This is a genomic window from Paraburkholderia caffeinilytica (assembly GCF_051027425.1).
Taxonomy (GTDB): Bacteria; Pseudomonadota; Gammaproteobacteria; order Burkholderiales; family Burkholderiaceae; genus Paraburkholderia; species Paraburkholderia caffeinilytica_A.
Genome location: NZ_CP186553.1, coordinates 1,053,104 through 1,065,447, shown reverse-complemented (window position 1 = coordinate 1,065,447; position 12,344 = coordinate 1,053,104). Strand labels below are relative to the sequence as shown.

The 12,344-nt window shown below is 62.4% G+C and carries 11 protein-coding genes; 5 read left to right on the top strand and 6 right to left on the bottom strand.

Annotated features, from left to right (window positions below; all coding sequences use genetic code 11):
- Position 1: 1 nt before the first annotated feature.
- Together ACOSV0_RS25270 and ACOSV0_RS25265 are read right to left on the bottom strand one after the other, a co-directional pair.
- Positions 2–706 carry a 3-oxoacid CoA-transferase subunit A gene (locus ACOSV0_RS25270; RefSeq protein WP_434114737.1) on the bottom strand — a complete coding sequence of 235 codons (705 nt, stop codon included), beginning with the start codon at positions 704–706 and terminating at the stop codon, positions 2–4.
- 244 nt (positions 707–950) lie between these two features.
- Entirely contained in the window at positions 951–1,331 is a 381-nt protein-coding gene (locus ACOSV0_RS25265; RefSeq protein WP_434114735.1) for a hypothetical protein, read from the bottom strand.
- 942 nt (positions 1,332–2,273) lie between these two features.
- On the opposite strand from ACOSV0_RS25265, the gene ACOSV0_RS25260 reads away from it, so the two are divergent.
- Both ACOSV0_RS25260 and folE read left to right on the top strand, forming a co-directional pair.
- Positions 2,274–3,203: a LysR family transcriptional regulator gene (locus ACOSV0_RS25260; RefSeq protein WP_434114733.1), complete on the top strand. Its 930-nt coding sequence runs from the start codon at positions 2,274–2,276 to the stop codon at positions 3,201–3,203.
- A 123-nt stretch (positions 3,204–3,326) separates the two neighbouring features.
- Positions 3,327–3,965, top strand: a complete 639-nt coding sequence (gene folE / locus ACOSV0_RS25255; RefSeq protein WP_434114732.1) for a GTP cyclohydrolase I FolE — start codon at positions 3,327–3,329, stop codon at positions 3,963–3,965.
- Positions 3,966–3,989: 24 nt separating this feature from the next.
- Here folE and ACOSV0_RS25250 read toward each other — a convergent pair whose 3' ends face one another.
- Positions 3,990–4,895 (bottom strand): DMT family transporter, encoded by a 906-nt coding sequence (locus tag ACOSV0_RS25250; protein ID WP_434114730.1) that lies wholly within the window; start codon positions 4,893–4,895, stop codon positions 3,990–3,992.
- 234 nt (positions 4,896–5,129) lie between these two features.
- Between ACOSV0_RS25250 and ACOSV0_RS25245 the strand changes: the two genes are divergently transcribed.
- Positions 5,130–6,167, top strand: coding sequence for a VTT domain-containing protein (locus ACOSV0_RS25245; RefSeq protein ID WP_434114728.1), 1,038 nt, complete (start codon positions 5,130–5,132; stop codon positions 6,165–6,167).
- Between the two features lie 186 nt (positions 6,168–6,353).
- Here the strand turns inward: ACOSV0_RS25245 and ACOSV0_RS25240 are convergent, their stop codons facing one another.
- The gene (locus ACOSV0_RS25240) at positions 6,354–7,223 is read right to left on the bottom strand and encodes a CHAD domain-containing protein (protein WP_434114726.1); all 870 of its coding nucleotides are present in this window, start codon (positions 7,221–7,223) and stop codon (positions 6,354–6,356) included.
- A gap of 425 nt (positions 7,224–7,648) precedes the next feature.
- Between ACOSV0_RS25240 and ACOSV0_RS25235 the strand changes: the two genes are divergently transcribed.
- Positions 7,649–9,235: an inorganic phosphate transporter gene (locus tag ACOSV0_RS25235; RefSeq protein WP_434114725.1), complete on the top strand. Its 1,587-nt coding sequence runs from the start codon at positions 7,649–7,651 to the stop codon at positions 9,233–9,235.
- Positions 9,236–9,337: 102 nt separating this feature from the next.
- On the opposite strand, the gene ppk2 is transcribed toward ACOSV0_RS25235, so the two are convergent.
- Both ppk2 and ACOSV0_RS25225 read right to left on the bottom strand, forming a co-directional pair.
- Positions 9,338–10,264, bottom strand: a complete 927-nt coding sequence (ppk2, locus tag ACOSV0_RS25230; protein WP_434114724.1) for a polyphosphate kinase 2 — start codon at positions 10,262–10,264, stop codon at positions 9,338–9,340.
- 191 nt (positions 10,265–10,455) lie between these two features.
- Entirely contained in the window at positions 10,456–10,866 is a 411-nt protein-coding gene (locus ACOSV0_RS25225; protein WP_434114722.1) for a VOC family protein, read from the bottom strand.
- A 246-nt stretch (positions 10,867–11,112) separates the two neighbouring features.
- Here ACOSV0_RS25225 and ACOSV0_RS25220 point away from each other — a divergent pair, with 246 nt between their 5' ends.
- Complete coding sequence (locus ACOSV0_RS25220; protein ID WP_434114720.1) at positions 11,113–12,159, top strand: S1C family serine protease; 1,047 nt, start codon at positions 11,113–11,115, stop codon at positions 12,157–12,159.
- Positions 12,160–12,344 lie beyond the last annotated feature (185 nt).

The following is a 12,344-nucleotide window of genomic DNA, read 5'->3' as shown; positions in this document are numbered from 1 at the left end:
CTCAGGCGGCGGTCACGGATGCAAGCTCGGCTTGATGCACGGCTTGCGGCACTTCGACCACGCGTTGCACGAAGATGCCGGGCGTCACGATATTTTCCGGATCGAGTTCACCGAGCGGCACCACTTTCGACACCTGCACGATGGCCGTTTTCGCCGCGCTCGCCATGATCGGGCCGAAGTTGCGCGCAGTCTTGCGATAGACCAGATTGCCCCAGCGGTCGCCCTTGAACGCCTTGATCAGCGCGAAGTCCGCGTGAAGCGGCGACTCCAGCACGTAATGCTTGCCGTCGATCAGACGGGTTTCCTTGCCTTCGGCGAGCTTCGTGCCATAGGCGGTGGGCGTAAAGAAGCCGCCGATGCCCGCGCCTGCTGCACGGATGCGTTCCGCGAGGTTGCCTTGCGGCACCAGTTCGAGTTCGATTTCGCCGGCGCGATAGAGCGCGTCGAACACATACGAATCGGTTTGACGCGGGAACGAGCAGATGATCTTGCGCACGCGTTTGGCTTTGAGCAGCGCCGCGAGGCCGATATCGCCGTTACCGGCGTTGTTGTTGACGATGGTGAGATCGCGCGCGCCTTGTTCGATGAGCGCGTCGATCAACTCGGACGGCATGCCGGCCGTGCCGAAGCCGCCGATCATGACGGTCGCGCCGTCGTGGACATCGGCAACCGCCGATTGAAGTGACTCGAAAATCTTGTTGATCATGTCGAAGTTCCTTTTGGGGCGCTGCGTGCCGCTGGGCTTTCTGCCTTTTGCAGGCAGAGGCTTGTGCGAGACGGTCTCCGGGCCGGTGCTGGCGGCGGCTCGCTGGATCGGGATGCGGGCTGGCGCCTTCTGGTTTGTTTGCTTTCGATTTTGTTCGATATATGAACATGGATTCGTTTAGCGAACGATGAGGCGATTATGGTTGCCCTTTGGGCGGGTTGTCAAGGTTGGGGGTTCCACCTAATCATCGGGGTTTTTGCCTGCCCGGCTGGGGGCGTCGCCCTTGGGTTGGTTGCTTTTGCGGTGTGTGATTGGTGGGTTTTTTGCCTGCGGCGGTGGGGTTTGCTTTGGGGTTTTCTTTGCCTGCGCGGCGCTTGGTTGTCTGTTTGCCTGCGGCGGTGGGGTTTTGCTTGATCTGGTTTTTTCCTTGATCTGGCCTCTTTGGTATTTCCTTGATCTGGATTCTTTGGCCTTTCCGTGACCCGGATTCTTTGGCCTTTCCTTGATCTGGATTCTTTGGGCTTTCCTTGAATTGATATTGGTCTATTAGCGTTCGCCCCTGTGCGGGGCAGGCACTTACTTTCTTTGCCGCCGCAAAGAAAGATAAGCAAAGAAAGCGGCTCACATCGCTAACTCTTAAGCTGGTCCCCCGCACAGCCACGGTAGTGGCGCATCTGGAATCTGTGTTCCCGCACATTCCGCGTGAGTGACAAGGCAGTCATACTTCCGGCGGCGCTGCGCGCGCCGACGCGCCCTTCATAGAACCAATCGCCACATTTCCGCACTCGTGTTTCGCTCAGTACCGTGGCTCGCCATTGCCATTGCCATTGCCGTTGCCGTTGCCGTTGCCGTTGCCGTTGCCGTTGCCGTTGCCGTTGCCGTTGCCGTTGCCGTTGCCGTTGCCAGTTTCATTTCATAACAGCAGCGTTTTTTTGGCCAGTGGCTTCGTACGTTGATTTGAGTGAAACGCTCGTCGTTTGGGCGCGTAGGCATTTCGTCGAGGTGAAGCCGAGGGCTCCCACAGCATCCAACCGAAGCCCCTGGTTTCCCAGGCAGACCCGTCCGCGACGCACGCAGTGCGGAGTGGGAGCGGATGACATCTTTGTCACTCTGGCTGAATGTGCGAGGGCACGGATTCCAGATGTGCCACTACCGCGGCTGCGCGGGGGACCCGCTTCAGAATTAGCGGTGTGAGCCGCTTTCTTTGCTTACTTTCTTTGCGGCGGCAAAGAAAGTAAGTGCCTGCCCCGCACAGGGGCGAACGCTAATAGACCACGAAAAATTCAAGGAAAGGCCAAAGACGCCAGGTCACGGAAAGGCCAAAGAATCCAGATCAAGGAAAGGCCAACGCCATAAAACCACAACAACAAGCGCCGCGCAGGCAACCAACCCAAGCAAAGCCCAACGCCGTCGGCAAGCAAACAAAAAACCGCCGCAGGCAAAGAAAACCCCACTATCCAAAACCAAGATAACTAAACTACCCTCTATCAAAATAGGAAATAAGAACTAAGAAATACAAACCACGCAAACCCCCAAGCGCCGCAGGCAAAAACCAAACCCAAACCCCATGCCCGACTCAAACCTGGATCTAAACCTGATCCCCTACCTGGTAGCAATGGAAGACACCCGCAACGTCAGCCGCGCAGCGGACCAACTCGGCGTCAGCCAACCCCGCGTCAGCACCGCGCTAGGCCGTCTGCGGGAATACTTCGACGATCCGCTCTTCGTGCGAACATCGAAAGGCATGGAACCCACGCCGCGCGCGCTCGCCATTCTTCCAGCCGCCCGCGACGCGCTTCTGCGTATCGAGAAAGGCATGCTCGACGTGCAGGACTTCGATCCGGCCACCAGCACCCATACCTTCTCCATCGCGCTCTCCGACGTCGGCGAAATCGTCTTCCTGCCGCGGCTCCTGCAACTCTTCGCCGAACGCGCACCGTATGCGAATCTGCGCTCGGTGTCGCTCCCGCCCTCGCACGTGGAACGCGGACTCGAATCGGGCGACGTCGATCTCGCCGTGGGCTATTTCCCCGATCTGTCGGGCAATAACTTCTTCCAGCAACGGCTCTTCACCCATCGGTTCATCTGCCTGATGCGCACGGGACATCCTCTTGCAAAGGCGCCCCTCACACTGGCTCAGTACGTGGCGTCGGGCCACGCCGTCGTGCGGGCCGAAGGACGCAGCCAGGAAGTCCTCGAACATTACCTGGAAAAGAAACGCATCAAGCGCCGCGCCGTACTCGAAACGCCGCACTTCATGAGTCTGCCGTTCATCCTCGCGCGTACCGATCTGCTCGCGACCGTGCCGCACGCAATCGGCTTCGCGTACGTGTCGGAGCATGCGTCGATCACGCTGGTCGAGCCGCCGCTGCCGTTGCCGCGCTTCGATTTGCGGCAGCACTGGCATCGCAAGTTTCATAACGATCCGCGGGCGAGCTGGCTGCGCGGCATCGTCGCCGAACTCTTCAACGACGATATGGATGAGTGGCCAAAGTGAGCTCATGCCCCGGCAGCGAAAGGGGCATCGACACGATTCAACGCAAAACATGGAACAATGGCTTCACTCATTGACCCCGCGCGCTCCGCTTAGCGTCGACGCGCGATCCCGGAGGAGCGACGGATGGCCAGCAGCAAAGCAAAGAAAACCAAACCCGCGGCCGCAGCAGACCGCCCCAGCCGCGACGAAGCGGAAGCAGCGGTACGCGTGCTGCTGCGTTGGGCCGGCGACAATCCCGAGCGTGAAGGCCTGCTCGATACGCCGGCGCGCGTGGTGCGCTCCTACGAGGAGTTCTACGCGGGTTATCAGATCGACCCGCGCGAAATCCTCGCCCGCACCTTCTCCGAAGTGGACGGCTACGACGAAATGATCGTGCTGAAAGATATCCGTTTCGAAAGCTATTGCGAACACCACATGGTGCCGATCATCGGGCGGGCCCATGTTGCGTACCTTCCCCAGCATCGGGTGGTCGGCATTTCGAAGCTGGCGCGCCTCGTCGATGCGTTCGCCAAGCGTCTGCAGATCCAGGAAAAGATGACGGTACAGATCGCCGATACGCTGAACGATGTGCTGCAACCGGCGGGCGTCGGCGTGATTCTTGAGGCCGCGCATCAATGCATGTCGACCCGGGGCGTGCACAAGGCCGGTGTCACGATGGTCACGTCGCGCATGCTCGGCACGTTCCGCACCGATCCGTCGACGCGGCGCGAGTTTTTGTCGATCGTGGGCAATCCGGGGGTCGTGGCGATCGCCAATACCTGAATAGCGATGCGGCCACGCCGCGAATCAGGCCGTGCTACGAACCGTACGCATCTGGCCAAAGGTCGCCAGCAATACTGCGCCCAGCACGCACGCGACACCCGCCAGTTGCGCCGCACTCACGGGCTCCCGCAACACGACAGCGGCCAGCGCCACCGCGCTCACCGGCACGAGCGCGGTCATGAGGCCGGCTTCCGCGCCGCTGATGCGCGCCGCGCCCGCATACCAGAGGACAAAGCCCGCCACGGTCGGCACGAGCGCGTAATACAGCACGCCGCTCAGGGCGCTTGCGTTGAACGGCACATGCCAGGGCCTTTCGAAGCACGCCGGCACGATCGCCACCACGAAACCAATGCCGCACATCAACGCCGACAGCGGCAGCGGCGCGACCGGCGTGCGCAACTTGCGATTGAGCAAAATGAAGAGTGCCTCGCAGACGATCGCCGCGAATACCAGGGCGTTGCCTGCCAGCGAACTGGCCGCATGGGGCGCGGTGAAATCGTCGATACGCACGGTGCACACGAGCACGCCCAAGGTGGCGAGGCCAATCGCGCCGATCAACGCGGGCGCGGGGCGCTCACCCAGCGCGAGCATGGCGACCAGGGCCGACACAGCCGGCAAGGTGCCCGCAATCACGCCGGCATCGGCGGCCGAGGCGAGCTTCATACCGCTGATCAGCAACACCGTATAGCCGACGCTGCCCGCCCCCGCCTGGGCTATCACGAGCGCCGTATCGCGTCGATCGAGACGCGGCCAGCGCACGCCGCGCCAGCGCATCACTAGCACGAACAGGGGAAACGCGATGGCAAAACGCAACGCGGTCGCACTGAACGGCGGCAATCCGCTTGCGATCGATTTGCTGACAACCACTGTGCTGCCGACCCCGATCATCGCGAGTGCGCAAAACACGTATCCGACATATCGTGAATTCATGCTGCTGTCCCATTCCTTTGAACGAGCAGGCAGATTAGACGGGATGGACACACACGGTCTTGAACGAAATTGCAGGGGAAACGCCTGCCCGCGACTCGCGGCGCAGCGTCGATTTCACGATGTACTGATGCGAATCCGGCTTATCGCCAGGCGTGGCCGGCCGGCACCGCGACCAGGCTCATCGAGTATCCTGATTGAAATAGAACGCCAACTGTAATAACAGGAGTTCTGCAATTGGTAGAGTTTCCGTCGTCGGCGGTTTCAACCTGGGGCGGCGCAGTCGTATTTCTCAACGTCCTGTTGACACGCCTCGGCTTGCCGATCCCCGCGGTCCCCATGTTGCTCTTCGCGGGCTCGGCGATTGCCGCCGGCACGCTGTCTTTCTGGCCGGTCCTGTGCGCCGCCGTGCTCGGTGCGCTCATCGGCGACGGTACGTGGTTCACCGCCGGCCGCATCTACGGCCGCAGGCTGATCGCGGCCCTGAGCCGGATCTCCCCGGCAATCGATTCCAGGGTCGACAAGGCCCGCTCGCTATTCGAGCGCTTCGGCGTGCCGCTCGTGTCGATTTCGAAGTTCGTCCCCGGCCTGGGCCTCATCACCCCGCCGCTCATGGGCACGACAGCCGTGGATGCCCGCATCTATGCCGTGTGGGACCTCGGCGGCGCGCTGGCGTGGGCCACCTTCTGGCTGCTCGGCGGCGCCGCGGCGGAAAGACAGTTGCATATGCTGCTTGCTTTCGTCAAAGCACGCGGCGGTACGGTGATCGACATCCTGCTGGCTGCGGCGCTGGCCTATCTGATGTACCGACTGCACCAGCGACGCCGCGAACGACGCCGTTTTGCGCGTGCCGCCTCCGCGACCGCGTCGCAAGCGGCATCCGGCAGATGGCGCGGCATCGCGCCTCCCAAGGTCCTGGATGTCCGCCCGCCATCATCGGTTGATGGAACGCTATGCCCTATTCCCGGAGCGCTGACGCTCGACCCGCGCTCATTCGAACAGATCGACGGCGCGCTGCTCGTCTACGACAGGGTGATTTACTGCATTTGCCCGGACAGCGCGACCGCCGTCGAGATCACTCAACGGATGCGCCTGAACGGCTACACGCGGATTCGCGCACTGCGTGGCGGCCTCGACGCCTGGCAACGGCGCGGGTTTCCCGTCGAACCGCTCACGCCGGCCGACCCATTGACTACCGCCAAACGTACACCGACGCCCTACGACGAAGCCCGCAACGCGGTAACCCTGCGCGGCTTCGCCCCGCGGCGCGGCTAAAGCGCCTCGCCGCCGAATTGCGCGCGCGACATAAATCGCAACCGCCGACCCAGCAAAAGTGTTCGATATGCCACGTACGCATCACTTCCTTCGCAAGCGATCCGCCTGAGCGATCAGGTACGGACGCACTGCCGGTGTGCTGATGCTGGCCGCTTCGCCCTAACGTGCAGCCACCCTCAGGCCGCGTCAGAGCTTGCGCAGCAGTCCCGCCGCTGCGCGCATCCGGCGTTTGCGTTCCTTCCTGAGCCAGTGAAGCGCTGCATCGGCGTCGCCGGATCCGGCCAGCAGACCCGCGTTGTCGCGCAGCAGCATTTCGCTCGCGACGACATCGTTCAGCGTGCCGAAACGCTTTTGAATCTGCTTCAACCGCTTCTGGGTACGTTTCCGGCTGCCGTGGAGAACCGGCTCGAAAAACTCGAGCAGGTAGCGCAATTTCTTGCCGGCCTTCCTGACGTCATGAAACGCGGTGTAATTGGAACGCCTCGCGTGAGACGCGCGTTTTATGCGCTTTTTCAGCGCACGTTCGGAAATGGCTACGCGCTTATCGACGAATTTCCGCAGCGGCACGCGTTCATGGGCCGTGTTCAATTCCTTTTTGGCGCTGGTCAGCGCGTCTTGCAGCAAATGTTTGACGTCCGCGTTCGACAGCGTTTCACGACTCGTCGCCAATGCGCCGCCGCGCGCCGCCTGGAGCCTGGGCGCCATCTCGTGCGCAACACGCTCGTCCTGAGTAATCAGTTCGATCAGAATGTCCCAATCGCGCGTCTTGCCGGCTGCCGTTGCCAGATATTTATACAGCGCCCGTTGGCGCGTATTCTCGCCTTTGTCCAGCAAGGGTTCGAACGCCCACCACAACGAGCGCAGCCGCCGCAGCGATACACGCAGTTTGTGCAGGGCTTCGGGTGACGCGTCTTCGCGCACCGCGCCGGCGTGTTCGATCGCCTCGTCGACAAGGGGCGCCGCGTAGGAGGCAAAGGCCGACTCCGCCGAAGGGATTGCTCCGGCCGACTTGCCATCCACTTCCTGTTTGCCGGTTTTCCGGCTCGCCTGGTTCATCGGACGTCCTTCAGAAGGCACCTTTGCGTCAGCCTAGCAAAAAAAGGTCCCGGCGGATATCCACCAGTGCCTCGCCCAAACTGCACGAGGACGGCCGCAAGATGATGCGTGGCGCATCATCGCGCAATTCGCCGTCAATCGCGGCGGCCTGCTGCATCGCGCGAATTCACGCGAGTCGGCATCCGGACCCGGCGGCAGTCGAACGTGAATCCATTTCGCCAGACCGACGCATTTCACGCCTAGTTCTTTTCGGACCGCTTAGCATTCCTGCACGCCGCACAGGCGCGCGATTTATCCCGCAGAGTCAAGCTGCGCGCACCTCCCACGAACATCCGTTCCGCCTCGCCGTCACGCCACTGTCATCATTACGACACACAGGCACCGCAGGATCGAAAGCTCCGCGACAAACTTTTGGGGCTCACGTCATGCCGGAACTTTCGTACCCGCAACCGGGCACTGCCAGTGGAAAAGGGCGCAATATCGGCCTCATCATCTTCCTCGTTGTGATTGCGATCGGTGCGGCCTATTGCGCCATGCATCTGGCTGATGATTTACAGCCGGTGCGCGAAGCATCGTTTTTGCCTTACCTGTTACTTGGCATCGCGCTCCTGATCGCGCTCGGCTTCGAATTCGTCAATGGCTTCCATGACACGGCCAATGCCGTCGCCACCGTGATCTACACGCATTCGCTCGCGCCGAACATTGCCGTGGTCTGGTCCGGCGGGTGGAATTTCCTCGGGGTGCTTACTTCAACCGGCGCGGTCGCGTTCGGCATCCTGCAACTGCTGCCCGTCGAACTGATTCTGCAAGTGGGCAGCAGCGCGGGCTTTGCGATGGTCTTCGCATTGTTGATCGCTGCCATCATCTGGAATCTGGGCACCTGGTATTTCGGACTGCCGTCGTCGAGCTCGCATACGTTGATCGGCTCGATCATCGGCGTCGGTCTGATGAATCAGCTCATGCACGGTGTGAACGGCACGAGCGGCGTGGACTGGGGTCAGGCGCTCGGCGTGGGCAAATCGCTACTGTTCTCGCCGCTGGTCGGCTTTCTCGCCGCCGGTTTGCTGCTGCTGATCCTCAAGGCCGTGGTGCGCGTTCCCGCGTTGTATGCAGAACCGAAGGGGAAGGAACCGCCGCCGTTCTGGATTCGCTGCCTGCTGATTCTGACCTGCACGGGCGTTTCGTTCGCACACGGTTCGAACGACGGGCAGAAAGGCATGGGCCTCATCATGCTGATCCTGATCGGCACGGTGCCGACGGCATATGCGCTGAACAAGGCGGTCACGCCGGCGGAAACGCAGACCTTCCTCGCGGTAGCGCAGCAGGCCTCGACGACGCTCGCCAAATACACCCAGGGTGTGGCGCCCTCCGCCAATCCGCGCGCCGAAGTCGAAGCGTATGTGCGTACGCGTCAGTTGACGCCCGCCACCGTGCCGGCCTTGCAGGCTTTGACCGCTCAGATCGGCAACCAGGTCGGCGCGTCGGGTTCGATGGCTGCGGTGCCGCAAAGCATCGTGGATAACGTGCGCAACAACATGTATGTCGCGTCCGAAGCCATTCGCCTGATGGATAAGAGCAAGCAGCCGGCTTTCGCGCCGGCGGACGCCAAGGCGATCGACAACTTCAAGGCGCAAACCGATCACGCCACCAAATTTATCCCGACGTGGGTCAAGGTCGCGGTTGCTATCGCTCTGGGCCTCGGCACGATGGTCGGCTGGAAGCGCATCGTCGTCACCGTCGGCGAGAAAATCGGCAAGCAGCATCTGACCTATGGGCAGGGTGCGTCGGCTGAAGTAGTCGCGATGCTGACGATCGGCGCGGCCGATATGTACGGCTTGCCGGTCTCGACGACCCACGTGCTGTCCTCAGGCGTGGCCGGCACCATGGCGGCCAACGGCTCGGGCTTGCAATGGGGCACCGTGCGCAGCCTGGTCCTCGCCTGGGTGCTGACGCTGCCGGTGTCGATCGCGCTCTCCGCAGGCCTGTACTGGGTGTTCCGGATGCTGTTCTAAAACGGCTGAAACCGCTGACGCCGGGCGCCAGTCCGGCCACCCCAGCGAACGTAAAAAAGCGCGGCATTGCCGCGCTTTTTATTTCACCGAGCCGCAATCCAATCAGTAGATTTCAGGCACGATCATCGACGCCGGCACTGGCTGACGGCTGTATTCGTCGTGGTAGACCCGCGACGGCAATTCGATCTGCGGATGCTCGATCTCGTGATACGGCAGTTGGCTCAACAGGTGGTGAATGCAATTCAGGCGCGCGCGCTTCTTGTCGACCGCCTGCACGACCCACCACGGCGCCTCGGGAATGTGGGAGCGCTGCAGCATGACTTCTTTCGCCTGGGTATAGGCCTCCCAGCGGCGCCGGCTTTCCAGATCCATCGGACTCAGCTTCCACTGCTTCAGTGGATCGTGGATGCGGTTCTGAAAGCGGATTTCCTGTTCTTCGTCGGTGATCGAAAACCAGTATTTGAGAATCTGCACGCCGCTTCGCGCCAGCATCTTTTCGAATTCCGGCACCGAGCGGAAAAATTCCTCGTACTCGTCGTCGCTGCAAAAATTCATCACGCGTTCGACGCCCGCGCGGTTATACCAGCTACGGTCGAACAGCACCATTTCGCCGCCGGCCGGCAGATGCGACACGTAACGCTGGAAATACCATTGCGTGCGTTCGCGGTTGTTCGGCGCCGGCAACGCCGCCACGCGGCACACGCGCGGATTGAGCCGCTGCGTAATGCGTTTGATCGCGCCGCCCTTGCCGGCCGCGTCGCGCCCTTCGAAAATCACCACGAGGCGATGGCCGGTCTGCACAATCCAGTCCTGCAGTTTGACGAGCTCGCCCTGCAACCGGAACAGCTCGCGGAAGTACATCTTGCGCGCCTCGCGATGCTCCGGCGTGAAGCCGTCGGCACCGTCGATGATACGGTCGTCGACCTCCATTTCGAGTTCCTCGTCGTACGCGTCGATGAGGTCCTCCTCGAAACGGCGTTGCCGTTCTGCCAGCACTTCGGCCTCGGGTCTCGGGTCCAGCTCTTTCATTGCGACTCTCCTGGCAACGGAAATGGTTAGGCGCGCGGCGCATGCGCGTCGCGAACGGGTTCGATTATCGAAGCGCGAGGTGTCAGCCATGTTACCGGCACGGCAACCGCGCGGTGGCGCGCTGGGCCCCCCTTGCGGCCTGCATGCCTTTGAACGTCCATGATAGCGAGTTTTACGCTGCCGGCCCGAGGCTAACGCAAAGGCCTCGCGAAGCTGAGTTCGTGGCCGTCGGGATCCGTGATGTGGAAGTAGCGCTCGCCCCATGGCGCATCGGACGGTACGAGCGACGGCTTCAAACCCGCCGCCAGCGCCTTCCGGTAGAGCGCGTCGACATCCGAGACATAAATGATCACGCGCCCCCACCAGTTGACCGGCGCGCGGGCGTCGACGATCAGGTTCAGATACGAACCGCCGAACGCAAACGACGTAAACGCTTCCCGCGGGCCGCCAAACTTGATTGGAAAACCGAGCGCTTCGTAAAACAGCACCGCGCGCGGCATATCGCGGGTGGCGAGCGTGATGGCGCTGAGGGACTCGATGTGCGGCTCGGGCGGTGTACTCGAGGATGTGGACGCGGCGGGTGACGGGGTGGGTGAGTTCATGGCGGCTGTCTCCCTGGTATGGCGGGCGCCTGACGGGCTTGCACGGCGTGTGCCCGGGTGTTGCGGTGTTGCGGGAGTGGGCGCAAACGTCGGTCCAAGCGTAAGCCGGCGGGCCCGCTCAGGCAACACCCCAGCGTCCGCGTCTCCTGACACGGCAAAGTGTCTCATAGGACCACCCACCCCGCCCCCACTTGAAAACCCTCCCACCGCCCTGCATCTGGATTCCCGTTTATCCGGAGCATCGCCATGGGAAGCCGTCCACGCTTCATCGATGACCTGTCGCGCGCCGCATCCGACGCCCCCGGGCCCGATCCACTCAACGTTTTATCCGACGACGCCCTGCTCGACGCCTATTCCCGCACCGTGATCGGCGCGCTGGAACGTGTTCAGCAGGCGGTCGCCTTCATTTCCGTCGAACGCCGGCTGCCCGGCGCCCCCTCCGGGCGCGACAGCCGCGGCGCACGCGGCGGTACCGGCTCGGGCTTCCTGTTCACGCCCGACGGCTATCTGCTCACCAACAGCCACGTCGTGCACGGCGCCACGCACATCAAGGTGACGCTCGCCGACGGCACGAAATTCGACGCCGATCTGGTCGGCGACGACCCCGGCAGCGATCTCGCCGTCCTGCGCATCGGCTCGCCGGAACCGTTACCGCATGTCGAACTCGGCGAGTCGTCGAAACTGCGGGTCGGCCAGATTGCGATCGCGGTCGGCAATCCGCTCGGCCTCGCGCAAACGGTGACGACCGGCGTGGTCTCGGCGCTCGGCCGCTCGCTGCGCTCGAATTCGGGCCGCATGATCTACGACGTGATCCAGACGGACGCCGCGCTCAATCCGGGCAATTCGGGCGGCCCGCTGATCAATTCGGCCGGTCAGGTGATCGGCGTGAACACCGCGATCATTCCTGGCGCCCAGGCGATCTGCTTCGCCACCGCGATCGATACGGCCAAGTGGGTGATCATGCAGATCTTCACGCACGGCCGCGTGCGGCGCGCGTACATCGGCGTGGCCGGTACCACGAGGCCGCTGTCGCGTCGCGTGCAGCGCTATTTCACGCTGAGCTCGGAGAGCGGCGTGCACGTCATGGAAATCGTCAAAGACAGCCCGGCCGCGCTCGGCGGTCTGCGAACGGATGACACGATCGTCGCGATCGACGCGCTTGCGGTGCAGGACGTCGACAGCCTGCAACGCACGCTCGACGCTTCACGTATCGACAAACCGGTCAGCGTGACCGTATTGCGTGGCGCACAACGGCTCGAATTGACCTTGACGCCGGTCGAGCAGGCGAGCTGATTCGCTGCGCCACTACCTGTGGCGCGAAAAGACCTCGCGGTCAATTACGCCCAACAAAAAGAGAGCCCCACGCACCGTCAGTCTCGCGAATGAAAAAAGCCCCGCGCTCAATCGAGCGCGAGGCTTTCTTCTGCACGCGGCGCATCCGCAAAGATGCGCCGCTCACAAGCACATGAACGATTGAA

Bases quoted from the DNA above. Each gene is read 5' to 3' on its own strand.
- ACOSV0_RS25270 (WP_434114737.1), bottom strand. From the start codon at position 706: ATGATCAACAAGATTTTCGAGTCACTTCAATCGGCGGTTGCCGATGTC.
- ACOSV0_RS25260 (WP_434114733.1), top strand. From the start codon at position 2,274: ATGCCCGACTCAAACCTGGATCTAAACCTGATCCCCTACCTGGTAGCA.
- folE (WP_434114732.1), top strand. From the start codon at position 3,327: ATGGCCAGCAGCAAAGCAAAGAAAACCAAACCCGCGGCCGCAGCAGAC.
- ACOSV0_RS25250 (WP_434114730.1), bottom strand. From the start codon at position 4,895: ATGAATTCACGATATGTCGGATACGTGTTTTGCGCACTCGCGATGATC.
- ACOSV0_RS25240 (WP_434114726.1), bottom strand. From the start codon at position 7,223: ATGAACCAGGCGAGCCGGAAAACCGGCAAACAGGAAGTGGATGGCAAG.
- ACOSV0_RS25235 (WP_434114725.1), top strand. From the start codon at position 7,649: ATGCCGGAACTTTCGTACCCGCAACCGGGCACTGCCAGTGGAAAAGGG.
- ppk2 (WP_434114724.1), bottom strand. From the start codon at position 10,264: ATGAAAGAGCTGGACCCGAGACCCGAGGCCGAAGTGCTGGCAGAACGG.
- ACOSV0_RS25225 (WP_434114722.1), bottom strand. From the start codon at position 10,866: ATGAACTCACCCACCCCGTCACCCGCCGCGTCCACATCCTCGAGTACA.
- ACOSV0_RS25220 (WP_434114720.1), top strand. From the start codon at position 11,113: ATGGGAAGCCGTCCACGCTTCATCGATGACCTGTCGCGCGCCGCATCC.